The sequence below is a fragment of the Romboutsia weinsteinii genome (assembly GCF_002250835.2).
Lineage (GTDB): Bacteria > Bacillota > Clostridia > Peptostreptococcales > Peptostreptococcaceae > Romboutsia_A > Romboutsia_A weinsteinii.
In genome coordinates, this window is record NZ_NOJY02000018.1 from 51,373 (window position 1) to 69,562 (window position 18,190).

The 18,190-nt window shown below is 28.6% G+C and carries 20 protein-coding genes; 17 read left to right on the forward strand and 3 right to left on the reverse strand.

The window, feature by feature from the left end; all coding sequences use genetic code 11:
• Positions 1 to 46: 46 nt before the first annotated feature.
• The 6 genes from CHL78_RS11435 (at position 47) to CHL78_RS11460 (ending at position 4,611) form a co-directional block, all read left to right on the forward strand.
• Entirely contained in the window at positions 47 to 370 is a 324-nt protein-coding gene (locus CHL78_RS11435; protein WP_094368055.1) for a PadR family transcriptional regulator, read from the forward strand.
• 2 nt (positions 371 to 372) lie between these two features.
• Complete coding sequence (locus tag CHL78_RS11440; RefSeq protein ID WP_094368056.1) at positions 373 to 921, forward strand: DUF2812 domain-containing protein; 549 nt, start codon at positions 373 to 375, stop codon at positions 919 to 921.
• A gap of 174 nt (positions 922 to 1,095) precedes the next feature.
• Positions 1,096 to 1,827 carry a hypothetical protein gene (locus tag CHL78_RS11445; protein WP_094368057.1) on the forward strand — a complete coding sequence of 244 codons (732 nt, stop codon included), beginning with the start codon at positions 1,096 to 1,098 and terminating at the stop codon, positions 1,825 to 1,827.
• Positions 1,828 to 1,884: 57 nt separating this feature from the next.
• Positions 1,885 to 2,655 (forward strand): polymer-forming cytoskeletal protein, encoded by a 771-nt coding sequence (locus CHL78_RS11450; protein WP_094368058.1) that lies wholly within the window; start codon positions 1,885 to 1,887, stop codon positions 2,653 to 2,655.
• Positions 2,656 to 2,667: 12 nt separating this feature from the next.
• Positions 2,668 to 3,288: a DUF4004 family protein gene (locus CHL78_RS11455; RefSeq protein WP_094368059.1), complete on the forward strand. Its 621-nt coding sequence runs from the start codon at positions 2,668 to 2,670 to the stop codon at positions 3,286 to 3,288.
• A 27-nt stretch (positions 3,289 to 3,315) separates the two neighbouring features.
• Positions 3,316 to 4,611 carry an MFS transporter gene (locus CHL78_RS11460; RefSeq protein ID WP_094368060.1) on the forward strand — a complete coding sequence of 432 codons (1,296 nt, stop codon included), beginning with the start codon at positions 3,316 to 3,318 and terminating at the stop codon, positions 4,609 to 4,611.
• Between the two features lie 45 nt (positions 4,612 to 4,656).
• On the opposite strand, the gene CHL78_RS11465 is transcribed toward CHL78_RS11460, so the two are convergent.
• Entirely contained in the window at positions 4,657 to 5,016 is a 360-nt protein-coding gene (locus CHL78_RS11465) for a hypothetical protein (RefSeq protein WP_094368061.1), read from the reverse strand.
• A 303-nt stretch (positions 5,017 to 5,319) separates the two neighbouring features.
• Between CHL78_RS11465 and CHL78_RS11470 the strand changes: the two genes are divergently transcribed.
• The 7 genes from CHL78_RS11470 to CHL78_RS11500 all read left to right on the forward strand — a co-directional run bounded on the left by CHL78_RS11470 (position 5,320) and on the right by CHL78_RS11500 (position 12,638).
• Entirely contained in the window at positions 5,320 to 6,630 is a 1,311-nt protein-coding gene (locus tag CHL78_RS11470; protein WP_094368062.1) for a hemolysin family protein, read from the forward strand.
• Positions 6,631 to 6,787: 157 nt separating this feature from the next.
• On the forward strand, positions 6,788 to 8,233 hold the full coding sequence (locus CHL78_RS11475) for a DEAD/DEAH box helicase (RefSeq protein ID WP_094368063.1): 1,446 nt from the start codon (positions 6,788 to 6,790) through the stop codon (positions 8,231 to 8,233).
• A gap of 58 nt (positions 8,234 to 8,291) precedes the next feature.
• Positions 8,292 to 8,981, forward strand: a complete 690-nt coding sequence (locus tag CHL78_RS11480) for a hypothetical protein (protein WP_094368064.1) — start codon at positions 8,292 to 8,294, stop codon at positions 8,979 to 8,981.
• Between the two features lie 438 nt (positions 8,982 to 9,419).
• Positions 9,420 to 10,130, forward strand: coding sequence for an AIM24 family protein (locus CHL78_RS11485; protein WP_094368065.1), 711 nt, complete (start codon positions 9,420 to 9,422; stop codon positions 10,128 to 10,130).
• A gap of 122 nt (positions 10,131 to 10,252) precedes the next feature.
• Complete coding sequence (locus tag CHL78_RS11490; RefSeq protein WP_094368066.1) at positions 10,253 to 10,861, forward strand: acetate uptake transporter; 609 nt, start codon at positions 10,253 to 10,255, stop codon at positions 10,859 to 10,861.
• A gap of 98 nt (positions 10,862 to 10,959) precedes the next feature.
• Complete coding sequence (locus CHL78_RS11495; protein WP_094368067.1) at positions 10,960 to 11,829, forward strand: mechanosensitive ion channel family protein; 870 nt, start codon at positions 10,960 to 10,962, stop codon at positions 11,827 to 11,829.
• A gap of 179 nt (positions 11,830 to 12,008) precedes the next feature.
• On the forward strand, positions 12,009 to 12,638 hold the full coding sequence (locus CHL78_RS11500; protein ID WP_243446420.1) for a TVP38/TMEM64 family protein: 630 nt from the start codon (positions 12,009 to 12,011) through the stop codon (positions 12,636 to 12,638).
• Between the two features lie 71 nt (positions 12,639 to 12,709).
• On the opposite strand, the gene CHL78_RS11505 is transcribed toward CHL78_RS11500, so the two are convergent.
• Together CHL78_RS11505 and CHL78_RS11510 are read right to left on the reverse strand one after the other, a co-directional pair.
• Entirely contained in the window at positions 12,710 to 13,246 is a 537-nt protein-coding gene (locus CHL78_RS11505) for a metal-dependent hydrolase (RefSeq protein WP_094368068.1), read from the reverse strand.
• 72 nt (positions 13,247 to 13,318) lie between these two features.
• A complete protein-coding gene (locus tag CHL78_RS11510; RefSeq protein WP_094368069.1) occupies positions 13,319 to 14,020 on the reverse strand; it encodes a superoxide dismutase in 702 nt (233 codons plus the stop codon).
• A gap of 182 nt (positions 14,021 to 14,202) precedes the next feature.
• Between CHL78_RS11510 and CHL78_RS11515 the strand changes: the two genes are divergently transcribed.
• From CHL78_RS11515 to CHL78_RS11530, 4 genes are all read left to right on the forward strand, one after another.
• Positions 14,203 to 14,913: a CPBP family intramembrane glutamic endopeptidase gene (locus CHL78_RS11515; protein ID WP_094368070.1), complete on the forward strand. Its 711-nt coding sequence runs from the start codon at positions 14,203 to 14,205 to the stop codon at positions 14,911 to 14,913.
• 133 nt (positions 14,914 to 15,046) lie between these two features.
• Positions 15,047 to 15,634 (forward strand): 4Fe-4S ferredoxin, encoded by a 588-nt coding sequence (locus CHL78_RS11520; RefSeq protein WP_147295817.1) that lies wholly within the window; start codon positions 15,047 to 15,049, stop codon positions 15,632 to 15,634.
• Between the two features lie 81 nt (positions 15,635 to 15,715).
• Positions 15,716 to 17,551 (forward strand): asparagine synthase (glutamine-hydrolyzing), encoded by a 1,836-nt coding sequence (asnB, locus tag CHL78_RS11525; RefSeq protein WP_094368072.1) that lies wholly within the window; start codon positions 15,716 to 15,718, stop codon positions 17,549 to 17,551.
• A 199-nt stretch (positions 17,552 to 17,750) separates the two neighbouring features.
• Positions 17,751 to 18,190, forward strand: a 440-nt coding sequence (locus CHL78_RS11530) for a TerD family protein (protein WP_147295818.1), incomplete at its 3' end; no start/stop codon positions are given.

The window sequence follows — 18,190 nt, forward strand, 5'->3', positions numbered from 1 at the left end:
GATAGGTGATATATAGATTAAGGTAATAAAATATGGAGGTATGAAAATGGGAGAAAGTTTCCAACAAGGTGCATTAACTGAAGCCACATACTATATTCTTCTTGCTTTGTGTGAGCCTAGGCATGGATATGGAATAATGCAATATATAACTGAAATCAGCAATAATAGAGTAAATTTAGGTGCAGGGACATTATATGGCGCGTTAAATACATTAGTAGAAAAACAATGGATAAAATCAGTATCAACTGAAATTAAAAGTAGAAAAAAAGAGTATGTTATTACCGAAAGTGGGATTGAAGTATTAAAAGAAGAAATGAAAAGATTAGAAGAATTACTTCAAACTGGTAAAGTTATATTAAAGGGGGAATAGAGTTGCTACAAAAAATACACAAGCTTTATTGTTCTTATGAAAAAGAAGAGCAGTGGTTAAATGAAATGGCTGCTAAGGGCATGATGTTAAAAAATTATACTTTTGGAACCTATTATTTTGAAAAAGATATACCAGGGAAATATATTTATAGAATAGAATTACTTGAAAATGCACCTAATCATACTGAGAGTAGGGTATATATAGAATTTATGGAAGACACTGGGGTAGAATATATAAGTTCATATATGAATTGGGTATATTTTAGAAAGAAGTCAGATGAAGGAGAATTTGACTTGTATTCAGATTTAGATTCTAAAATTAAGCATTATAATCGGATTTTACAATTGACTTCTATTATATTCTATGTCAATTTAATTGCAATGTTTGTTAACTTGTATATTGGTCTGGTGGCCATGATAAATAATAATATATATAGCAATTTAGTATTTGCATCAATATCTTTAATAGTATCCTTAATAATTGGTCGTGTAAGATTCAGCTATAAAAAGAAAGTAAAAAAATTAAAGAAAGAAAAACAGTTAGTAGAATAGAAAATGTATGATTAGAGTGGGCCTCTTATATGCTAAAATGCAATAGAGGTCCATTTTTATAGTTATAAAGAAAATATTAGTAAAAATAAAATAATAAGTTTTGCCTTGACGATGTAACAATGTTATGATAAATTCATAGTATAAAGTAAAACATTGTTACGAGAGGAGATAATTATGAATAGTGAATTACATTCGTTAAATTTTAGTGGAATGGGTAAATGCTCTGGAGGAGAATTTGATAGAGTTAACATATCAGGTACAGGAAAGATACAAGGGAATATAAAATGTAGTAAGTTTGATGCGTCAGGAATGGCAAAAGTCTTTGGAGATGTTGAAAGTGAAAAATTTAATACATCTGGTGTTAGTAAGATAGAAGGAAATCTATACTCAAAAGAGATTGATGTATCAGGTGTGTTAAAGTGTACAGGAGAAGCTAATTCCAATGAAGTAAGAGTATCAGGGATGGCTACAGTAGAACAAAGCCTTAAGTCGCACAGAATAGAAGGTGAAGGATGCTTAACTGTAAAAGGAGATATTGAATGTGAGCAAGTTGATGTATATGGAATGATAGATTGTAGAGGATTTTTAAACTGTGAAAACTTAGAACTTGGATTAGTTGGGACCTCGAATATTAATGAAGTAGGAGCATCAAATATAAAAATTGAAAATGGTAAAAGTAATTCAATAGGGATATTCAACGTATTCACACCTGCAAAATACAAGAACAACAAATTGGTTGCAAATATTATAGAAGGTGATGATATAGTACTAGAAAATTGTGAGGCGAAGGTTGTAAGAGGTAAAAATATAAAAATAGGAGAAAACTGCAAAATTAATACTGTTGAGTACAGCGAAAATATTGAAGTAGATAAAAAATCAAAAATAGAAAATATAAACAAGGTGTAGTCATTTAATTAATAATGATGCAGATGTATATAAAACTAATATAATGGAGGTAACAAAGTGGAAAAGCAGAAGATATCTATAGCAGGAGATGGATTTATAAGCTCTGGAGACTATGAAAGTATAAAAATAATGGGGTCAGCAAAATCAAGTGGAGATATAAAGTCTGGAGAAGTTAAGGTAAATGGAGATGCAAGATTTAATGGGGAATTAGAATTTGGTAGATTTAAGGTAAATGGAGATGCTTATATAATCGGGAATATAAAAGCAGGGAATATTAAAATAAATGGAAACCTTGATATTGATGGAAGTTGTGAATTTGATACAATGGTGGTCAATGGTGATTGCGAAATTAACTGTGACATTAGGTGTAACAATGTTACAATAAGGGGAGATATGAAGATAAGAAAAAATCTATATGCAAAAGAAATTAAAATATACGGTGATTCAAAAATAGAAGGAAATATAGAGTGTGAAGATATTAAAGTTTATGGAGGTATAAACTGCAAGGGACTTTTAAATGCAGAGAACATATTTATTAATCCAAGAGGAAGATCTTACTGTAGAGAAATTGGTGCTACAAATATAGAGATATCAAAAACTAATAATATATCTTTCTTTAAAATAAAACTGCCATGGGATGGAAGAGGAACATTTAGAGGTGAGGTAATAGAGGGTGACTTTATTAAGTTAGAAAATACAGAGGTAAAAGATTTAAGAGGTAAGGATATATCTTTAATTAGTAAATGCAAAATAGAAAATATAGAATACACGGATAATCTAGAAGTATCGAGTGATTCAATAGTACAAAATAGCACAAAGATAGGCTAAGGAGGAATGACAATGGAAGATTTAATATCTAAAAAGGATTTATTGGAACAAACTAATATTTCTTATGGTCAACTATATAGATGGAAGAGGAAAAATATAATTCCAGAAGATTGGTTCATAAAAAAATCAACATTTACTGGTCAAGAAACATTTTTCCCGAAGGAGAAAATATTAGAAAGAATAGATTTAATCTTATCTATGAAGGATGATGTATCTTTAGATGATATAGCAAATATGTTTGAAAAGAAAGAAGTTAAAAGAGAATTTAGTATGGACTTTCTTATTGAGAAAAAAGCTATAGGTATATATACTAAGGATATATTTTTAAACATATATAACAATGATAAAGAAATAGGCAAAAAAGAGCTTTTAATAATTAATATAATCGAAAAATTCTTGGTAAACTCACTTATAACCTTAGATGAGTTAAAAACTATGATACCGATGATAGAAGAGAACTTTAAAGAAATTTTTAATGATAATGGAAAGATATACTTATTTAGGAAACTTGGAGTACCTTTTGTAATAGGATGTAAAGACTATAAACAGGTGGTATTTGATAAAAATATGGTAAAGATTATAGAGGTAGATTTAATAAAGGAAATAAGTGAAATAAGTAGAAAGTTAATATAGTTAGTAAGATTAGGAGGTAGCTGGGGATTGATAGAGAATAATTTAGAAAAGATAAAAGAGGGGCGCTGTAATAAATTATGGAATAAAAACTTTTTTCTTCTATGGCAAGGTCAATTAGTATCTTGCCTAGGTGATGCTCTGTATTCTATAGCACTTGGATTTTGGGTGCTAGAAAAGACTGGGTCATCTGGCATAATGGGGGTAGTAATGGCATCAATCACTATACCTAGAATAATACTTGGACCATTTGCTGGAGTTATAGTAGATAGGTTTGACAGGAAGAAAATAATATTACTTGGAGACTTCATAAGAGGACTTGGAATGATATTTGTTGCATATGGAGCGTTTCAAGGATTCTTAGAAGTATGGATGGTTTTAGTCGTAGGTATTATCTGCGGAGCATCATCAGCATTTTTTAATCCATCAGTAATGTCTGTTATGCCAGATATTGTTCCAACAGATAAATTAATTCAAGCCAATTCAGCATATCAAATGGCAACTAGTACTACCAATTTAATAGGAAGCATGTCCGGTGGATTCTTATTTTCAATACTTGGTGCCCCCGTTATGTTTTTAATAAATGGGGTTTCATATTTAATTTCGTCTTTTACAGAAGTATTTATATCTGTTCCCAAAGTAAAGCATGACAAAAAACATTTAACTTTAAAAGAAGATTTTGTAGATGGTTTCAAATTTATAGCAAAACTAAAAGGTCTATTAGCTCTTATAGGTGTTGCTACTATTCTAAACTTTTTATTTGGAATATTTAGCGTACTCCTTATGCCATGGTTTAGTCAAGAAGCCAGTTTAGGTGTAGTTAAGTATGGAATTATGAGTGGTGTAAATAGCTTTGGAATGGTATGTTCAATGCTTTTATTATCATTAATAAAAATTAAAACAAATAAGAAGTTTATTATATATGTGACAACATTATTTGGATCTGTAAGTTCTGCATTTTTAGGAACACTAAGCAATAATTTTTATGGTATTTGTATATTTTATTTTTTATGCTTTGGATTTATGGCAATTAGTAATACTATAACAAATTCCACTATTCAAATAATAGTACCTCAAAATATGAGAGGAAAGGTAAATTCACTTTTAGTTACTGCATGTACATCAATACAGCCATTAGGGATTTTATTTGGAGGATTACTAGGTGATTATTTCCATCCTAGAAATATTATATTAGTAGCTTTTGCTATTTCTATCGTTTTAGTACCACCATTATTTTTATTCAAGTCAACTAAGAAAGTATTAAACTATGACCCAGATAAAAATACCTTAGATGAGATACAATCTAGTCTTAAAATAAAAGAGTAAGATAAAAGGCAGGTAAATAACCTTGATTATTCACCTGCTATTTTATTACTTACGGCCTCTTTTATTTGCATAAAATGGAACATTTTTTTGATTAGATGTCTTAGAATCTTTTAAAGATTTACTTGCTGAAGTTTTTTTAGGCTTTGAAGCATCGTCAGTAACTATCTTGTTTGATAATGTATCCATGATAGCTTTATGAATAACGCTAGCAGTTCCTGATTTATTAATAAATCCACTTGAAGTTTCAGTAACTATTGCTAAATCGTAATAGTCAACACCTCTTATTTCATCCTTGAAATTAATATAAAATGCGTATTTTCCACATTTACTATGTAGTATAAGACTCTCTTCATCAAGAGCAATCTTACCAAATAAACTTAAATCATCAAATTGTAATAAATCCATTATTTTCACCTTTTCCATCGTTTTTTCTTTTAATTATTATTATGTATAAAAATAATAATCTTATTATACTACAGATTAAGAATAAGTATTTAATATATTTTATAGATAAAGAGATTAGTAATATATTAAATTAAAATATTTATTATATTTAGGATAAATCTTGTGTTTTTATCAGTAATTTAAGCTTAAAATTATAATCGAAAAAATTTATTTATATAGTGGAATTTAACTAATGCTTAACATAAATATATAATAAGTTGTGCTACAATAATGTGAAAATATATTCTATTCAAGGAGGAAATAATGAATAATCTAGACTCAGACCTCGGGAGGATCATCCCTCAGTTAATTTTAATTGCTTTACTTACAGCTATTAATGGATTTTTTGCATCGGCTGAAATGGCTATTGTTTCTGTTAATAGGAATAAAGTTAAAAAATTAAGTGAGGAGGGAAATCCCAAAGCCAAACTACTAGAAAAACTTATAAGCAAACCTAGCGATTTTCTATCAACAATTCAAATAGGTATAACACTTGCAGGATTCTTTTCAAGTGCTTCAGCAGCAACTGGAATATCAGGGTATATATCTAATATAATAAGACCTTTAAATATTTTGTATTATAATGAAATTTCAATGATAGGAGTAACACTTTTACTTTCATATATTACACTAGTATTTGGGGAGTTAGTTCCTAAAAGAATAGCACTAAAAAAAGCCGAAAGTATAGCTTTATTTTCTGTTAAATTCATTTATTTTATTTCAATAATTGCAAAGCCATTTATAAAAGTATTAACAGTATCTACTGGGTTAGTATTAAAACTAACAGGTAATAATACTTTAGATATTGAAGAAAAAGTATCTGAAGAAGAAATTAGATATATGGTAGAAAAGTGTGAGCATGATGGATGTATTGATGATGATGAAAAACAAATGATATATGGAGTATTTGAGCTAAAAGATAGAACAGCTAAAGAGATTATGACATCAAGAAAAGATACATTTTTAATAAATATAGATGATGAGATAGAATCTATATTAGACAGTATTTTGGATCTAAACTACTCAAGAGTACCTGTGTATGAGGACAGCATAGATAATATAATCGGTGTCTTATATGTTAAAGATTTAATGGTCGAAGCTAGAAAGGTAGGATTTAATAAAATAGATGTCAGAAAAATATTAAATGAGCCATTCTTTGTTCCAGAAACTAAAAGAACTAATGAATTATTTAAAGTTCTTCAAATAAATAAAATTCATCTTGCATTGTTATTTGATGAATATGGTGGTTTCTCAGGTATAGTAACGATGGAAGATTTAATAGAAGAAGTTATGGGTGAAATAGAAGATGAGTATGATTTAGAAAATGATAGTATAAGTAAATTAGATGATAAAAACTTTATCGTAAAGGGATGCTTATCAGTAAATGATTTCAACGATAAATTTAATATAAATATTAAAACTGGGGATTATGATACTTTAAATGGTTACTTAATAACTGCACTTGGAGAAGTTCCAACTGAAGCGTTTGAAATTGAGCTAAATAATATAAAATTTAAAGTTATCAAAGTAGAAAATAGAAGAATTGAGGATGTAAGAGTAAGTTTTTTAAATTAGAAATGAGTGAAAGAGTATGGACTTTATCAGTTCATACTTTTTTTATGATAAAATTATATTTTAAAATATATTAGATAAGAAATAGTAACTAAATACTATTAGGGCAACTATGGTATAATAAAAAATACTATAACAACGTAAAGAAAGAGATGACAAAATGACAAAAGATAATTTTAAAGATTACAAACTAAGTAGTGAAATACTAAAATCAATAGATATGCTAAATTTTAAAAGTCCAACAAATGTTCAACAACAAGTTATACCAGTTGCTTTAGAAGATAAGGATATACTTGTTAAGTCACAAACTGGAAGTGGAAAAACAGCAGCTTTCGCAATTCCTGTGTGCGAGATGGTAGATTGGAATGAAAATAAGCCTCAAGCACTTATACTTACACCAACTAGAGAACTAGCAATTCAAGTTAAAGAAGATGTATTTAATATAGGGAGATTTAAGAGAATAAAAGTACCTGCACTTTATGGTAAATCATCATTTGCTATACAAGAAAAAGAGTTAAAGCAAAAGACACACGTTGTAGTCGGTACTCCTGGTAGAACAATTGACCATATTAAAGAAGGAAGCTTTATTACAGAAAATATTAAATATCTTGTAATAGATGAAGCTGATGAAATGCTTAGTATGGGATTTATTGAACAAATTGAAGAGATAATAAGTTATCTACCAACTAATCGTGTGACTATGTTGTTCTCAGCAACTATGCCTGATGATATAGATGCACTTAGCAAAAAATATATGAACAATCCAACTAAGATTGAGATAAAATCAAAGACATTAACAGTAGATAGAATTCAACAAGATGGATACAGAATAGAAGAAACAGGAAAGTTAAATTTATTAAGAGATATAACAATTATAGAAAATCCAGATAGCTGTGTTATTTTCTGTAACACTCAACAAAAAGTAGACGCACTATACACAGATCTAAAGAAACTTAAATATACTTGCGATAAAATACATGGTGGTATGGAGCAAGAGGATAGAATAAAGGTTATGAATAATTTTAGAAAGGGATACTTTAGATACTTAATAGCAACTGATGTAGCTGCTAGAGGTATAGATGTAGATAGTGTAACGCATGTAATAAATTATGATGTACCACATCTAAGAGAAAATTATGTCCATAGAATAGGTAGAACTGGCCGTGGTGGGAAAGATGGTAGAGCAATTACTTTTATTATGAGATCAGACGAGAGGCGTATGTTTGAAATACATTCATACACAGGAAAAGAGATTACATTAAAAAAGATTCCAAGTAAAAGATTAGTATCAGAGTTGAAATCAGATTTTGAAAAGAAATTAAGTATAAGACCAAAGGTTAAAATAGATAAGGCTGCAAACTTAAGTAAGGATATAATAAAGCTTCATATAAATGCAGGTAAAAAGACTAAAATGAGACCTGTAGATATAGTTGGAACTCTTTGTAGCATAGAAGGGATGACGGCACAAGATATAGGGGTTATAAGCGTACTTGATGTTTCTACTTACGTTGAAATATTAAATAACAAAGGTGAAATGGTTCTAAAGGATTTACAAACTAGATATATTAAAGGTAGACCACGTAAGGTAACTAAAGCAGAAATGTAGCATATTCGCATTTTTTATGTAATCTGCTATAATTAAAAAGCTTTAATAAAAGAAAGAGGTGCTTATCATAGATAATTATAAAATAACAAAGAATAGGTATGAGATTGATGGGGATACGACATTAATAACGATACTTACAAAGAAAAATAAGGAATTAGTAGCAAAGATAGATACAAATAATTTAGAAAAAGTACAAGAAATGGGAACTTGGTTTGGTGAATGGAATAAGGACTTTAATAGTTACCTAGCTCAAAACTTAACTATAACTAAAAATGGTAAAAAAATAAAAAGTACAAAAAGAAATCTTCAGTCATTAATATTAGGTACAAATAACGATGCACCAATAAAGCATATTAATGGAGATGTATTAGATAATAGAAGATGCAATTTAGAAATCGTAGATAAAAATGCAAAAAATGACTATGAAGAACTAGATGAGAATACTATAGCTGTTATATTAAGAGATAGATATGCAAGAGTACAAGCAAAGGCTTTAATATCTAAATCAGATTTAGATAGAGTAGTAAATGATGATTACACATGGACGTATTTTAAGGGAAGTAAACAGCCTAAGGTAATAGCTCATACACCTCAGGGGAAAGTCTATCTAGATACTTATTTAATGAATCCTAGTGAGACTATGAGGACTCATCATATAAACTTAAATCCTTTAGACAACAGAAGATCTAACTTAGAAAATAAAGAAAAAGAAGTGAAAGAAGAAGTATCTTCTACAGAAGACAAATAATATTTAAGTGATAGATATTCATAATATATAAAAAAATAGGTTATGCTTTAAAATTTAATTTTAAGCATAACCTATTTTTTCGTTTTTAGTCTTCAGTTAATCAATATATATTCTGCATCATACTTATCTTCTTATACTAAACTTCTATATTTACCAATAATTAATAACTATAAAACTTGTAAAAGCAAAGTATTCTATTCTTAAGATAATATATTAGAATGTTTTTTGTGTCAATATGATATGAAGGAAAAAATCGAAAATTATAATAAAATGTATAAAAATATAAAAATTAGTTGATTTTAAGGTGAAAAATAAAGCTAATATTTAAGTCTAACAATATTGTAATTATTATGTTAAACTTTATCACAATTCTAGAAATAGTGTATAATTATAATATATTTAGGAAGATTTTACGTAAAAGAATGGGAGATATGGTAGATGTTTACATTTGATGTGACTAATGAGTTAATGTGTATAGTTAGAGGTAGTGGGAAGTTCTATGCTAAAAAGGGTGCAATGGTGGCGTATAAGGGAAATTTCAATTTCGAGAAACTAATACTAGGCCCAAGTAACGGGAAAGGTCTTGCAGGAGCATTGTTTGGTCATGTTCAAAGAAGTTTAACCGGTGAGCAGATGCCAATAATGGTAGTTGAAGGTCAAGGTGAGATTTATCTTGCTCAAAATGCATATCATGTTGATGTGATAACTATTGACTCAGGAGACTCTATATATGTAGAGAGTGAGAATTTATTAGCTTTCTCATCTGAATTAGATTACAGTGTGAAAATGATTGGATCGGGAGTACTATCTCAAAAGGGACTATTTACAACTAATCTAAAAAATAATACGAATAGAGAACAACATATTGCTATAATAACAGATGGAAACCCTCTTATATTAGAAGGTCCTTGCTGTGTTGATCCAGATGCATTAGTTGCATGGACGGGAAGAGAACCTCATGCTAGAGTTGCGCAGTTATCTTGGAAGACATTTATTGGACAAACTTCAGGAGAGTCATATCATATGGAATTTGTTGAGCCAGGTCAGATAGTAATAATACAACCATCTGAAAGATTATCAGGATTAAATACAGAAGCAACACCTGCAAGTAGAATGAATTCGGGTGGACTAAGAATCGGAATAGATTAATATAAATTATGAATTGATTGATAAACTATCTAATTTAATAAAAATAATAATTACATAATATTTGATAAATAGGGAAAACTTACATATAAACTATATAAATAAAGATATATGTAGGAGGAACTATGAACGAAAATAAAGTAAGAATAATAGTAGCTGATCCTTCAGCTTTAGGGCTTTTTGGATTAGCTATAATAACTTTAGTCGCATCAACTCAAAAATTAGGGTTTACATCAGGAGTATCACTAGTAATTCCATGGGCAATATTCTTAGGAGCAAGTGCCCAATTACTTGCAAGTATAAATGATTTTAAGCATAACAATACATTTGGATCAACAGCATTTGGAGCATATGCATTCTTTTGGTATGCAGTTGGATTCACTTGGTTAATACAAAATGGAGTATTTGGAGTCCAGCTTGCAATAGATACTGATCCTAGACAATTAGGATTTGCATATTTAGGATATTTGATATTTACAATATTTATGACTATAGGAGCAATGGAGACTCATAAAGTATTATTCTCTATATTTGTACTTATAGATTTCTTGTTTATTGGATTAACCCTAACATCTTTTGGAATTATGACAGAACTATCTCATAAATTAGCAGGTATATCAGAACTATTAATAGCAATTTTTTCTTTTTATGGATGTGGGGCATCAGTTTTAAATGCTCATTTTAATAGAGAGTTTTTACCTGTAGGAAAATCATTTGGAATATTTAAGAAATAGATGTAATAATATCCATCGTCTAGACATACACACCCAAATAAAGTATTATAGAAAAAGACAAAATAATTAGTACTTTAAGAAATGGGGGGAAGTAGTCCATGGATTTTGACTTAAAAAATGTAGATGGAACTGTAGAAACATTTAAAAATTTAGACTTGAACTCACTTATTGAAAAATTGTTAGGGTGGGCTACAACTAATGGATTTAAACTTATTGTAGGATTTCTAATTATATCTATAGGTTTTAAAATAATAAAGAAGTTAGTTAGCAGAGTTGTAGATTTCTTAGAAAAGAGAGATGTTGACTTAACTCTTAGAAGATTTTTAAAATCTCTAATAACAGGTGCAGCAAAAACTGCATTAGTAATTGGTGTTGCTTCAGGATACTGGGGTATGGACCTTACAGGTGTAGCAGCAATAGTTGCTTCTGCTGGGGTTGCAATAGGTCTTGCACTTCAAGGAAGTTTATCAAACTTTGCAGGAGGATTTATTATCCTTTTACTTAGACCGTTTAAGGTTGGAGATTATATACAAGCTGCAAGCTATGAAGGTTCAGTTGAGCAAATAGGAGTATTTTATACCCACTTAGCAACAGTTGACAATAAAGTTATACTAATACCAAATGGAACTTTATCAAACGGAAGCCTAATAAACTATTCTGCTAAAGAAACAAGAAGAGTAGATTTAACATTTGGTGTAGCGTATGATTCAGATATACTTCATGTAAGAAAAGTATTACAAGAGATAGTCAATAAGCATAAGTTAATATTAGATTATCCAGAACCATTTGTAGGAATAATGGAGCATGGACCTAGTTCTGTTAACTTTGTAGTAAGAGTATGGACTCAAACTAGTGATTACTGGAATGTATACTTTGATTTATTAGAAGAAGTTAAACTAAGATTTGATGAGGAAGAAATAAGTATACCTTATCCTCAAATGGATTTACATTTCAGAAAAGTTGAATAGTATATTATAGGTAGCCCTAAAATTTTGAGGCTACCTATTTTTATATAAAATTTCTAGTAATAATATATCATCCATAAAATAAATATGATAAAAATTTAAAATTGTAAGATTAATGTAATAATATTGTAATATTCATGATGTATACTGTAAATATAGATAAAGATAGGGAGGCGGGACATTTGGAATTTATTGAACATATACAGAATTTATTTAATCTTGCACAAGACTATTGGATATTTACAATGATAATAGGTGTATTTAGCACTTTTATAGAAAGTTTTTTACCAGTACTACCGCTAGTTGGTATAGTTTCGATTAATGCAGCAATTTTTGGAGCTTTGATTGGACTTATAATATCATGGATAGGTTCTGGTCTTGGAACGGCAGCAGTATTTTTAGTGATTAGTAAATTTAATGATAATAAACTGTTTAATAAACTTAGAAATGAAAAAACAGAAAAAGCGATTAAATGGATGGAGGAAAAAGGATTTAAGCTTTTATTTATAGCATATGCTTGTCCGTTTGTACCTAGTTTTTTAGTTACAATAACATCTGCATTTTGTAAGAGAAGCTTTAGAGATTTTGTACCAGCAATGCTTGCGGGAAAGTTTATTATGTTTTTAGTGGTTAGTTATATAGCAGGGGATATTAAAGGATTTATTACTAGCCCATTTAAGATAGCCTTATTTATAGGGATAGCATTTATAGCTTGGACTATTGGGGCAAAAGTAAATAAGAGCTTAGATGAATATCATGATAATCACGAGAATGTTAAAGATTTAAAAAATCATAGAGATTGTATTCAATAAGTTATAAAAATTTAAAATATGAATAAAAGGCTATCATTTAGATTTACTATACTAAAAGATAGCCTTTTGTATTAAATTAATAGATAAAACCTATATCCAAATAAAAATATAACTATAAAGTTTAATAATTTACATATAAATTTTTCAGTTTTAGAACTAGTTTTAATTGGAAGTATAGTAAAGTTAACTCCTAATGGGTAAAAAAGTTCTACGCCTTCCTTTGTAATTAAATCTAAGCATATATGAGAAAAGTGACCAATTACAAATCCGCTAGCAATAGCTAAAAATACAACGTTATTGTCTGTGTATTTTAATACTAATTCAAATATAAAACATAAAATAACTGTATATAATAAGCTATGCGTAAATCCTCTATGCTTGAATTTTTTACCAAAATGCTTATATATATTAGGAAACCTTTTACTTATATAAGAACCCTTCATATCAATGTCAGGAGATAGAGATCCAACAGAAGCAAAGTAAATATATATCATCAATAAAATGATTTTGTAAAAAATATTATCTACGTCTAGAAACTGATCTATTATAAATGGGATAGCTAATAGTGCTAATATATAGCCACCTTTTGTATGAGTTTCTTTAGTCATGTCTCCTCCTAAGGCTGTCAAGTACAATATGACTTTATTATATAGGAAATAAATTACTTTTTCAAAAATAATTTACTTGTTTATTTTAGTCTTATAGTTTTCTAAAGCTTTATTCCAGTTTATTACATTGAAATAATTATCAATATATTTGACTTTATTATTTTGATAATCTAAATAGTAAGCATGCTCCCATAAGTCTAGACCTATAATTGGCTTTAAATCACAGCTTATTGGATTATCTTGATTTGGAGTAGTTATAATTGATAGTTTATTGTTACAATCTGCTACAAGCCAAGTCCATCCAGAGCCGAATAAATTAGAAGATTTATCTTTAAATTCCGTTTTGAAATTATCATATGAACCAAAATCACTTTCTATAGCTGCCTTTAATTCGGATGATGGTTCTGATTTTTCTTTAGATAGAGTATTAAAGAAAAATTCATGATTATAAGCACCGCCAGCATTATTTTTAACTATAATTGAAATTTCCTCAGGTAAAGATTCCAAGTTGGTTAATAAGTCGTATAAAGTACATTTTTGATATTTTGGATACTTTTCAATTGCTGCATTTAGTTTATCTACATAAGCCTGGTAATGTTTATCATGATGAAGAGTCATAGTTTCTTTACTTATATAAGGTTCTAGTGCATCATAGGCATATGACAGTTGTTTTGTTTCAAACTTATAGGTATCTTTAGAACTTGCAAAAACATTAATATTATGAGTCAAAAATATTATAGTCACTAAGGATATTAGTAGGAATATTTTTTTCATGATTAATCACCTCAAAAATATTATGCTTAATTAATATAAATATTATTAATAAAATTAATTGCTAGAATATGGATATGGGTTATAATTTAATTACTTATTTAAATTGATGAATATAAAAAGGAAGGGTGGAGTATATAGGTGAGATGTATTATTAATAACAATATATTTTAGCCAAAGTTACTATGTTAAATACAATGAAAGATATTAAGAAAAAGCAAAAATACTTGTTTGTAGGATACATAATATTAAGTTCAATATTATGTGCTACAATACTTTTTACAGTAGAGCAGATTCTGATGGTAGATTATCTTACTAAAACAGTTAGTAAAGTGATTTTATTTACAATATGTCCATTAATTTTAATAAAGGGGCTAATGAAGACAACATTAAGAGAAGGTTTAAATATAGAATTAGTAGACAGAAAAACTTTAGGATTAGGTATAGCACTAGGGGCTTTTGCAGTGGCTATATTGTTTGGAACTTTTATGTTTTTGAGAAGGTATATAGACATGCCCGCTATTGCACTTGATTTATCAAATAAATCTAAAGTAACAGCAGGTAACTACTTGTTTGTAGGTGGATACCTTACAATAGTAAATTCATTTTTAGAAGAGTTTTTCTTTAGGGGATATATTTTTATTAATATATATAAGTGTGGTTTTAAAAAGCTTGCATACATATTTTCATCAGCACTATTTGCACTGTATCATATTGGTATATTTAAAAGTTGGTTCAATATGGAGTTAATAATACTTTGCTTATTAGGGTTATTTATTACAGGCGTAGTATTAAGCTATGTAGATACAAAGAGTCATAATTTCTTAAATTCTTGGGTTACTCATATAATGGCAAATATTGCAATAGTATTTATAGGTTATAAATTTTTATTTTAAATATCGAAATTATTAATAGATTATCTTGATTAATTTTTATAAGGTGCTGAGCTATCTATACATCTTATAAAACTATTTGAGATAATCTATTTTGGTTATACTAAATAAAAATATGATTAAAGGAATTGATGATATGGATGAATATACTAGACAATTAAAAAAATATATTGATGAAGTATGTCTAGATAAAGGAGCCTTGCTAACTGGATACACAAGAATAAGAAAACTTACGAATACACTAGTAATAGCATATCCTTATCCTGAAGAAATTTTTACAAAAAGCTTTTCTTATAAAGTAAAGAGATTAAGAGAAGAGTATATCAAGAATAAAGAAATTCATAAGTCACTATCAAATACATTAAGGAATGAAGGGTATTTTCTTAAAGAAAAAACTGTCTTGTCTGTATATGGTGATTTAAGACCAATTGCAAGAAGTGCAAACTTAGGAGATTGGGGAGTCAATGGATTAATAGTGAATGAAAGATATGGATCTAATATGCTTTTTTCAACAATTTTTACAGATGCACCTATTATAGATGAAAAAGACTTAGTCCATCAAATAAACAATAATAATAAAATAAAAAGATGTAAAAATTGTGGTAAGTGCATGAATAATTGCCCGGGAAAGGCATTTGAAAGTGGTATATTTAATGTTAAAAAATGTTTACCATATGCACTAAGAGGATGCTGCCAATGTATGAAAAGTTGTAGTTTGCAATAAAAAACTAACTAAAACTGTATAAACTTTTTTTTCTAGACAAAACTAAGTAGTATATGAGTTTTCAGGGAGGAATAAGAATATATGTGTGGACACGTTTCAATATACTATAAAAATAAAAATCATAATAACTTAAATATAGAAAGTTTAGCAGAAAAGATAAATCATAGAGGACCTAATTACACAGGTTTTTTCAAAGATGAAAATATAGAATTAGCATTTAAAAGGCTTAGTATTATAGATATATCAGGTGGTAGCCAACCATTTAAAAAAGATGGAAAGACAATGGTATTTAATGGAGAAATATATAATTACAAAGAATTAAAAGAAGAGTTGATAAATAAGGGATATGAATTTAGCACTGAAAGTGATACTGAGGTGCTTCTTACTACATATCTAGAATTAGGTGAAGAATGTGTACATATATTAAGAGGAATGTTTGCATTTTTAATATATGATGAGAAAACTAAAGAAGTATTTGGAGCAAGAGACCATTTTGGTATAAAACCATTATATTATACTGAAAATGATGATTTTATTGCTATAGCTTCAGAATATAAGGCAATAGTTGATTTACTTGATAATATAGAAGTTAATATGAAAAGTTTACAAAGCTATCTATCATTCCAATATGTACTTCCAAATGAAACTATGATTAAAGAAATAAAACAGGTACCATCTGGCCATAGCTTTACAATAAAGAATGGTGTCTTAAAATTTGAACCTTACCACAGTGTAGAGTTATTACCAAAGAGAGAAATTACAACAAAAGATGTAAGAGACATAATGGAAGATTCAATAGAGCATCATTTAATGGCGAATGTTGATGTAGGAACATTTTTATCTGGAGGAGTGGATTCTTCAATAGTTGCCACTATTGCATCGCAAAGAATACCTAATATAAAGTCATTTTCAGTAGGGTTTGGTGTTGAAGGATATGATGAACTTGAAGTGGCTAAAAAAACTGCTGACAAATTAGGAATAGAAAATATTCAAATTAAAGTAAGCCAGGAAGAATATATAAGGGCGCTACCAGAGGTATTTTACCACTTAGATGATCCAGTTGCAGATCCATCAGAGGTAGGTATTTATTTCTTATCAAAAGAAGCAGCTAAGCATGTCACAGTTGTATTATCTGGGGAAGGCGCAGACGAATTATTTGGTGGGTACAATATCTATAAAGAATATAATAGTGTAAAAAACATAGCCAATATGCCTGGTCCAGTAAAGAGTATAATTAAAACTGTGTCAAATATTATGCCTGATATGAAGGGTAAAAGTTATTTATATAGAGCAACAACCGAATTAGAAGATAGATACATAGGAAATGCAAAAATATTTGAAAATATAGAAGTACAAAAAATAGTCAAAAACTATAATGAAAATTATGAGTATCAAAAAATACTTGAACCTATATATAAGGAAGCAAGAAATAAAAAATATGATTATGTAGCAACTATGCAACATGTAGATATGAATACATGGTTAAAAGGCGATATACTACAAAAGGCGGACAAGATGTCTATGGCTGCATCAATAGAGCTTAGAGTTCCATTTTTAGACATTGATGTGTTAAGAGTTGCTGAAAATTTAAGGTTAGATCAAAAGATTAGTAAAGACAATACGAAGGTATTATTAAGAGAAGCATTTAATGATGTAGTGCCAGAACATGTTGTCCAAAAGAAGAAGTTAGGATTTCCAACTCCAACTCGTGTATGGCTTAAAGATAAGTTAGGAAATGTAGTAAGACAAACAATAAGTGAAGCAAAGGTTGATGATCTTATCAACAAAGCTTATGCATTAAAACTTTTAGATGATCATATAAATGATGTACATGATAATTCTAGAAAGATATGGACGATATTTTCTTTCTGTTTGTGGCATATGATATTTATCGAAAATAAAAAAGTAACATTCTAAAAAATATAGTCAACTGACTATATTTTTTAATTATAAGAAATTTATAATTATGTAGCAAATTTATTTAAAATAGTTTCAAATTTGTTATAAGTGGATAAAAAAATGGAAGACCAAGATAAATAATGTTATAATAGGATTAAACAAATTTAAACAAATTCAATGAGTAAATAACTAAATTTTTAAGGGAGTGATATAAATTATGGGTATAACATTATCTAAAGGACAAAAAGTAGATTTAACAAAGGGAAATCCTGGGTTAAAGCATGTAGTAATAGGACTTGGCTGGGATACTAACAAGTATGACGGTGGGTTTGATTTTGACTTAGATACAGCTGCGTTTTTAGTAGGAGACAATGGTAAGGTTACAAATGACTTAGACTTTGTATTTTATAATAATGTAAATCACTCTTCAGGAGCTGTGAAACACTTAGGTGATAATAGAACTGGAGCAGGTGATGGAGATGATGAGCAAATAAAAGTTGATTTATCATTAATTCCAAGTAATATAAATAAGGTTGCCTTTACAGTAACAATACATGAAGCACAAGATAGAAGACAAAACTTTGGTCAAGTAAGCAACTCTTATATAAGAGTAGTGGATGTGGACAAAAACGAAGAATTAATCAACTTTGAATTAGG

Excerpts from the sequence above, each read along its gene's own strand:
- CHL78_RS11435 (WP_094368055.1), top strand. The coding sequence starts at position 47 with ATGGGAGAAAGTTTCCAACAAGGTGCATTAACTGAAGCCACATACTAT.
- CHL78_RS11445 (WP_094368057.1), top strand. The coding sequence starts at position 1,096 with ATGAATAGTGAATTACATTCGTTAAATTTTAGTGGAATGGGTAAATGC.
- CHL78_RS11455 (WP_094368059.1), top strand. The coding sequence starts at position 2,668 with ATGGAAGATTTAATATCTAAAAAGGATTTATTGGAACAAACTAATATT.
- CHL78_RS11465 (WP_094368061.1), bottom strand. The coding sequence starts at position 5,016 with ATGGATTTATTACAATTTGATGATTTAAGTTTATTTGGTAAGATTGCT.
- CHL78_RS11470 (WP_094368062.1), top strand. The coding sequence starts at position 5,320 with ATGAATAATCTAGACTCAGACCTCGGGAGGATCATCCCTCAGTTAATT.
- CHL78_RS11475 (WP_094368063.1), top strand. The coding sequence starts at position 6,788 with ATGACAAAAGATAATTTTAAAGATTACAAACTAAGTAGTGAAATACTA.
- CHL78_RS11485 (WP_094368065.1), top strand. The coding sequence starts at position 9,420 with ATGTTTACATTTGATGTGACTAATGAGTTAATGTGTATAGTTAGAGGT.
- CHL78_RS11490 (WP_094368066.1), top strand. The coding sequence starts at position 10,253 with ATGAACGAAAATAAAGTAAGAATAATAGTAGCTGATCCTTCAGCTTTA.
- CHL78_RS11495 (WP_094368067.1), top strand. The coding sequence starts at position 10,960 with ATGGATTTTGACTTAAAAAATGTAGATGGAACTGTAGAAACATTTAAA.
- CHL78_RS11505 (WP_094368068.1), bottom strand. The coding sequence starts at position 13,246 with ATGACTAAAGAAACTCATACAAAAGGTGGCTATATATTAGCACTATTA.
- CHL78_RS11510 (WP_094368069.1), bottom strand. The coding sequence starts at position 14,020 with ATGAAAAAAATATTCCTACTAATATCCTTAGTGACTATAATATTTTTG.
- CHL78_RS11515 (WP_094368070.1), top strand. The coding sequence starts at position 14,203 with ATGTTAAATACAATGAAAGATATTAAGAAAAAGCAAAAATACTTGTTT.
- CHL78_RS11520 (WP_147295817.1), top strand. The coding sequence starts at position 15,047 with ATGGATGAATATACTAGACAATTAAAAAAATATATTGATGAAGTATGT.
- asnB (WP_094368072.1), top strand. The coding sequence starts at position 15,716 with ATGTGTGGACACGTTTCAATATACTATAAAAATAAAAATCATAATAAC.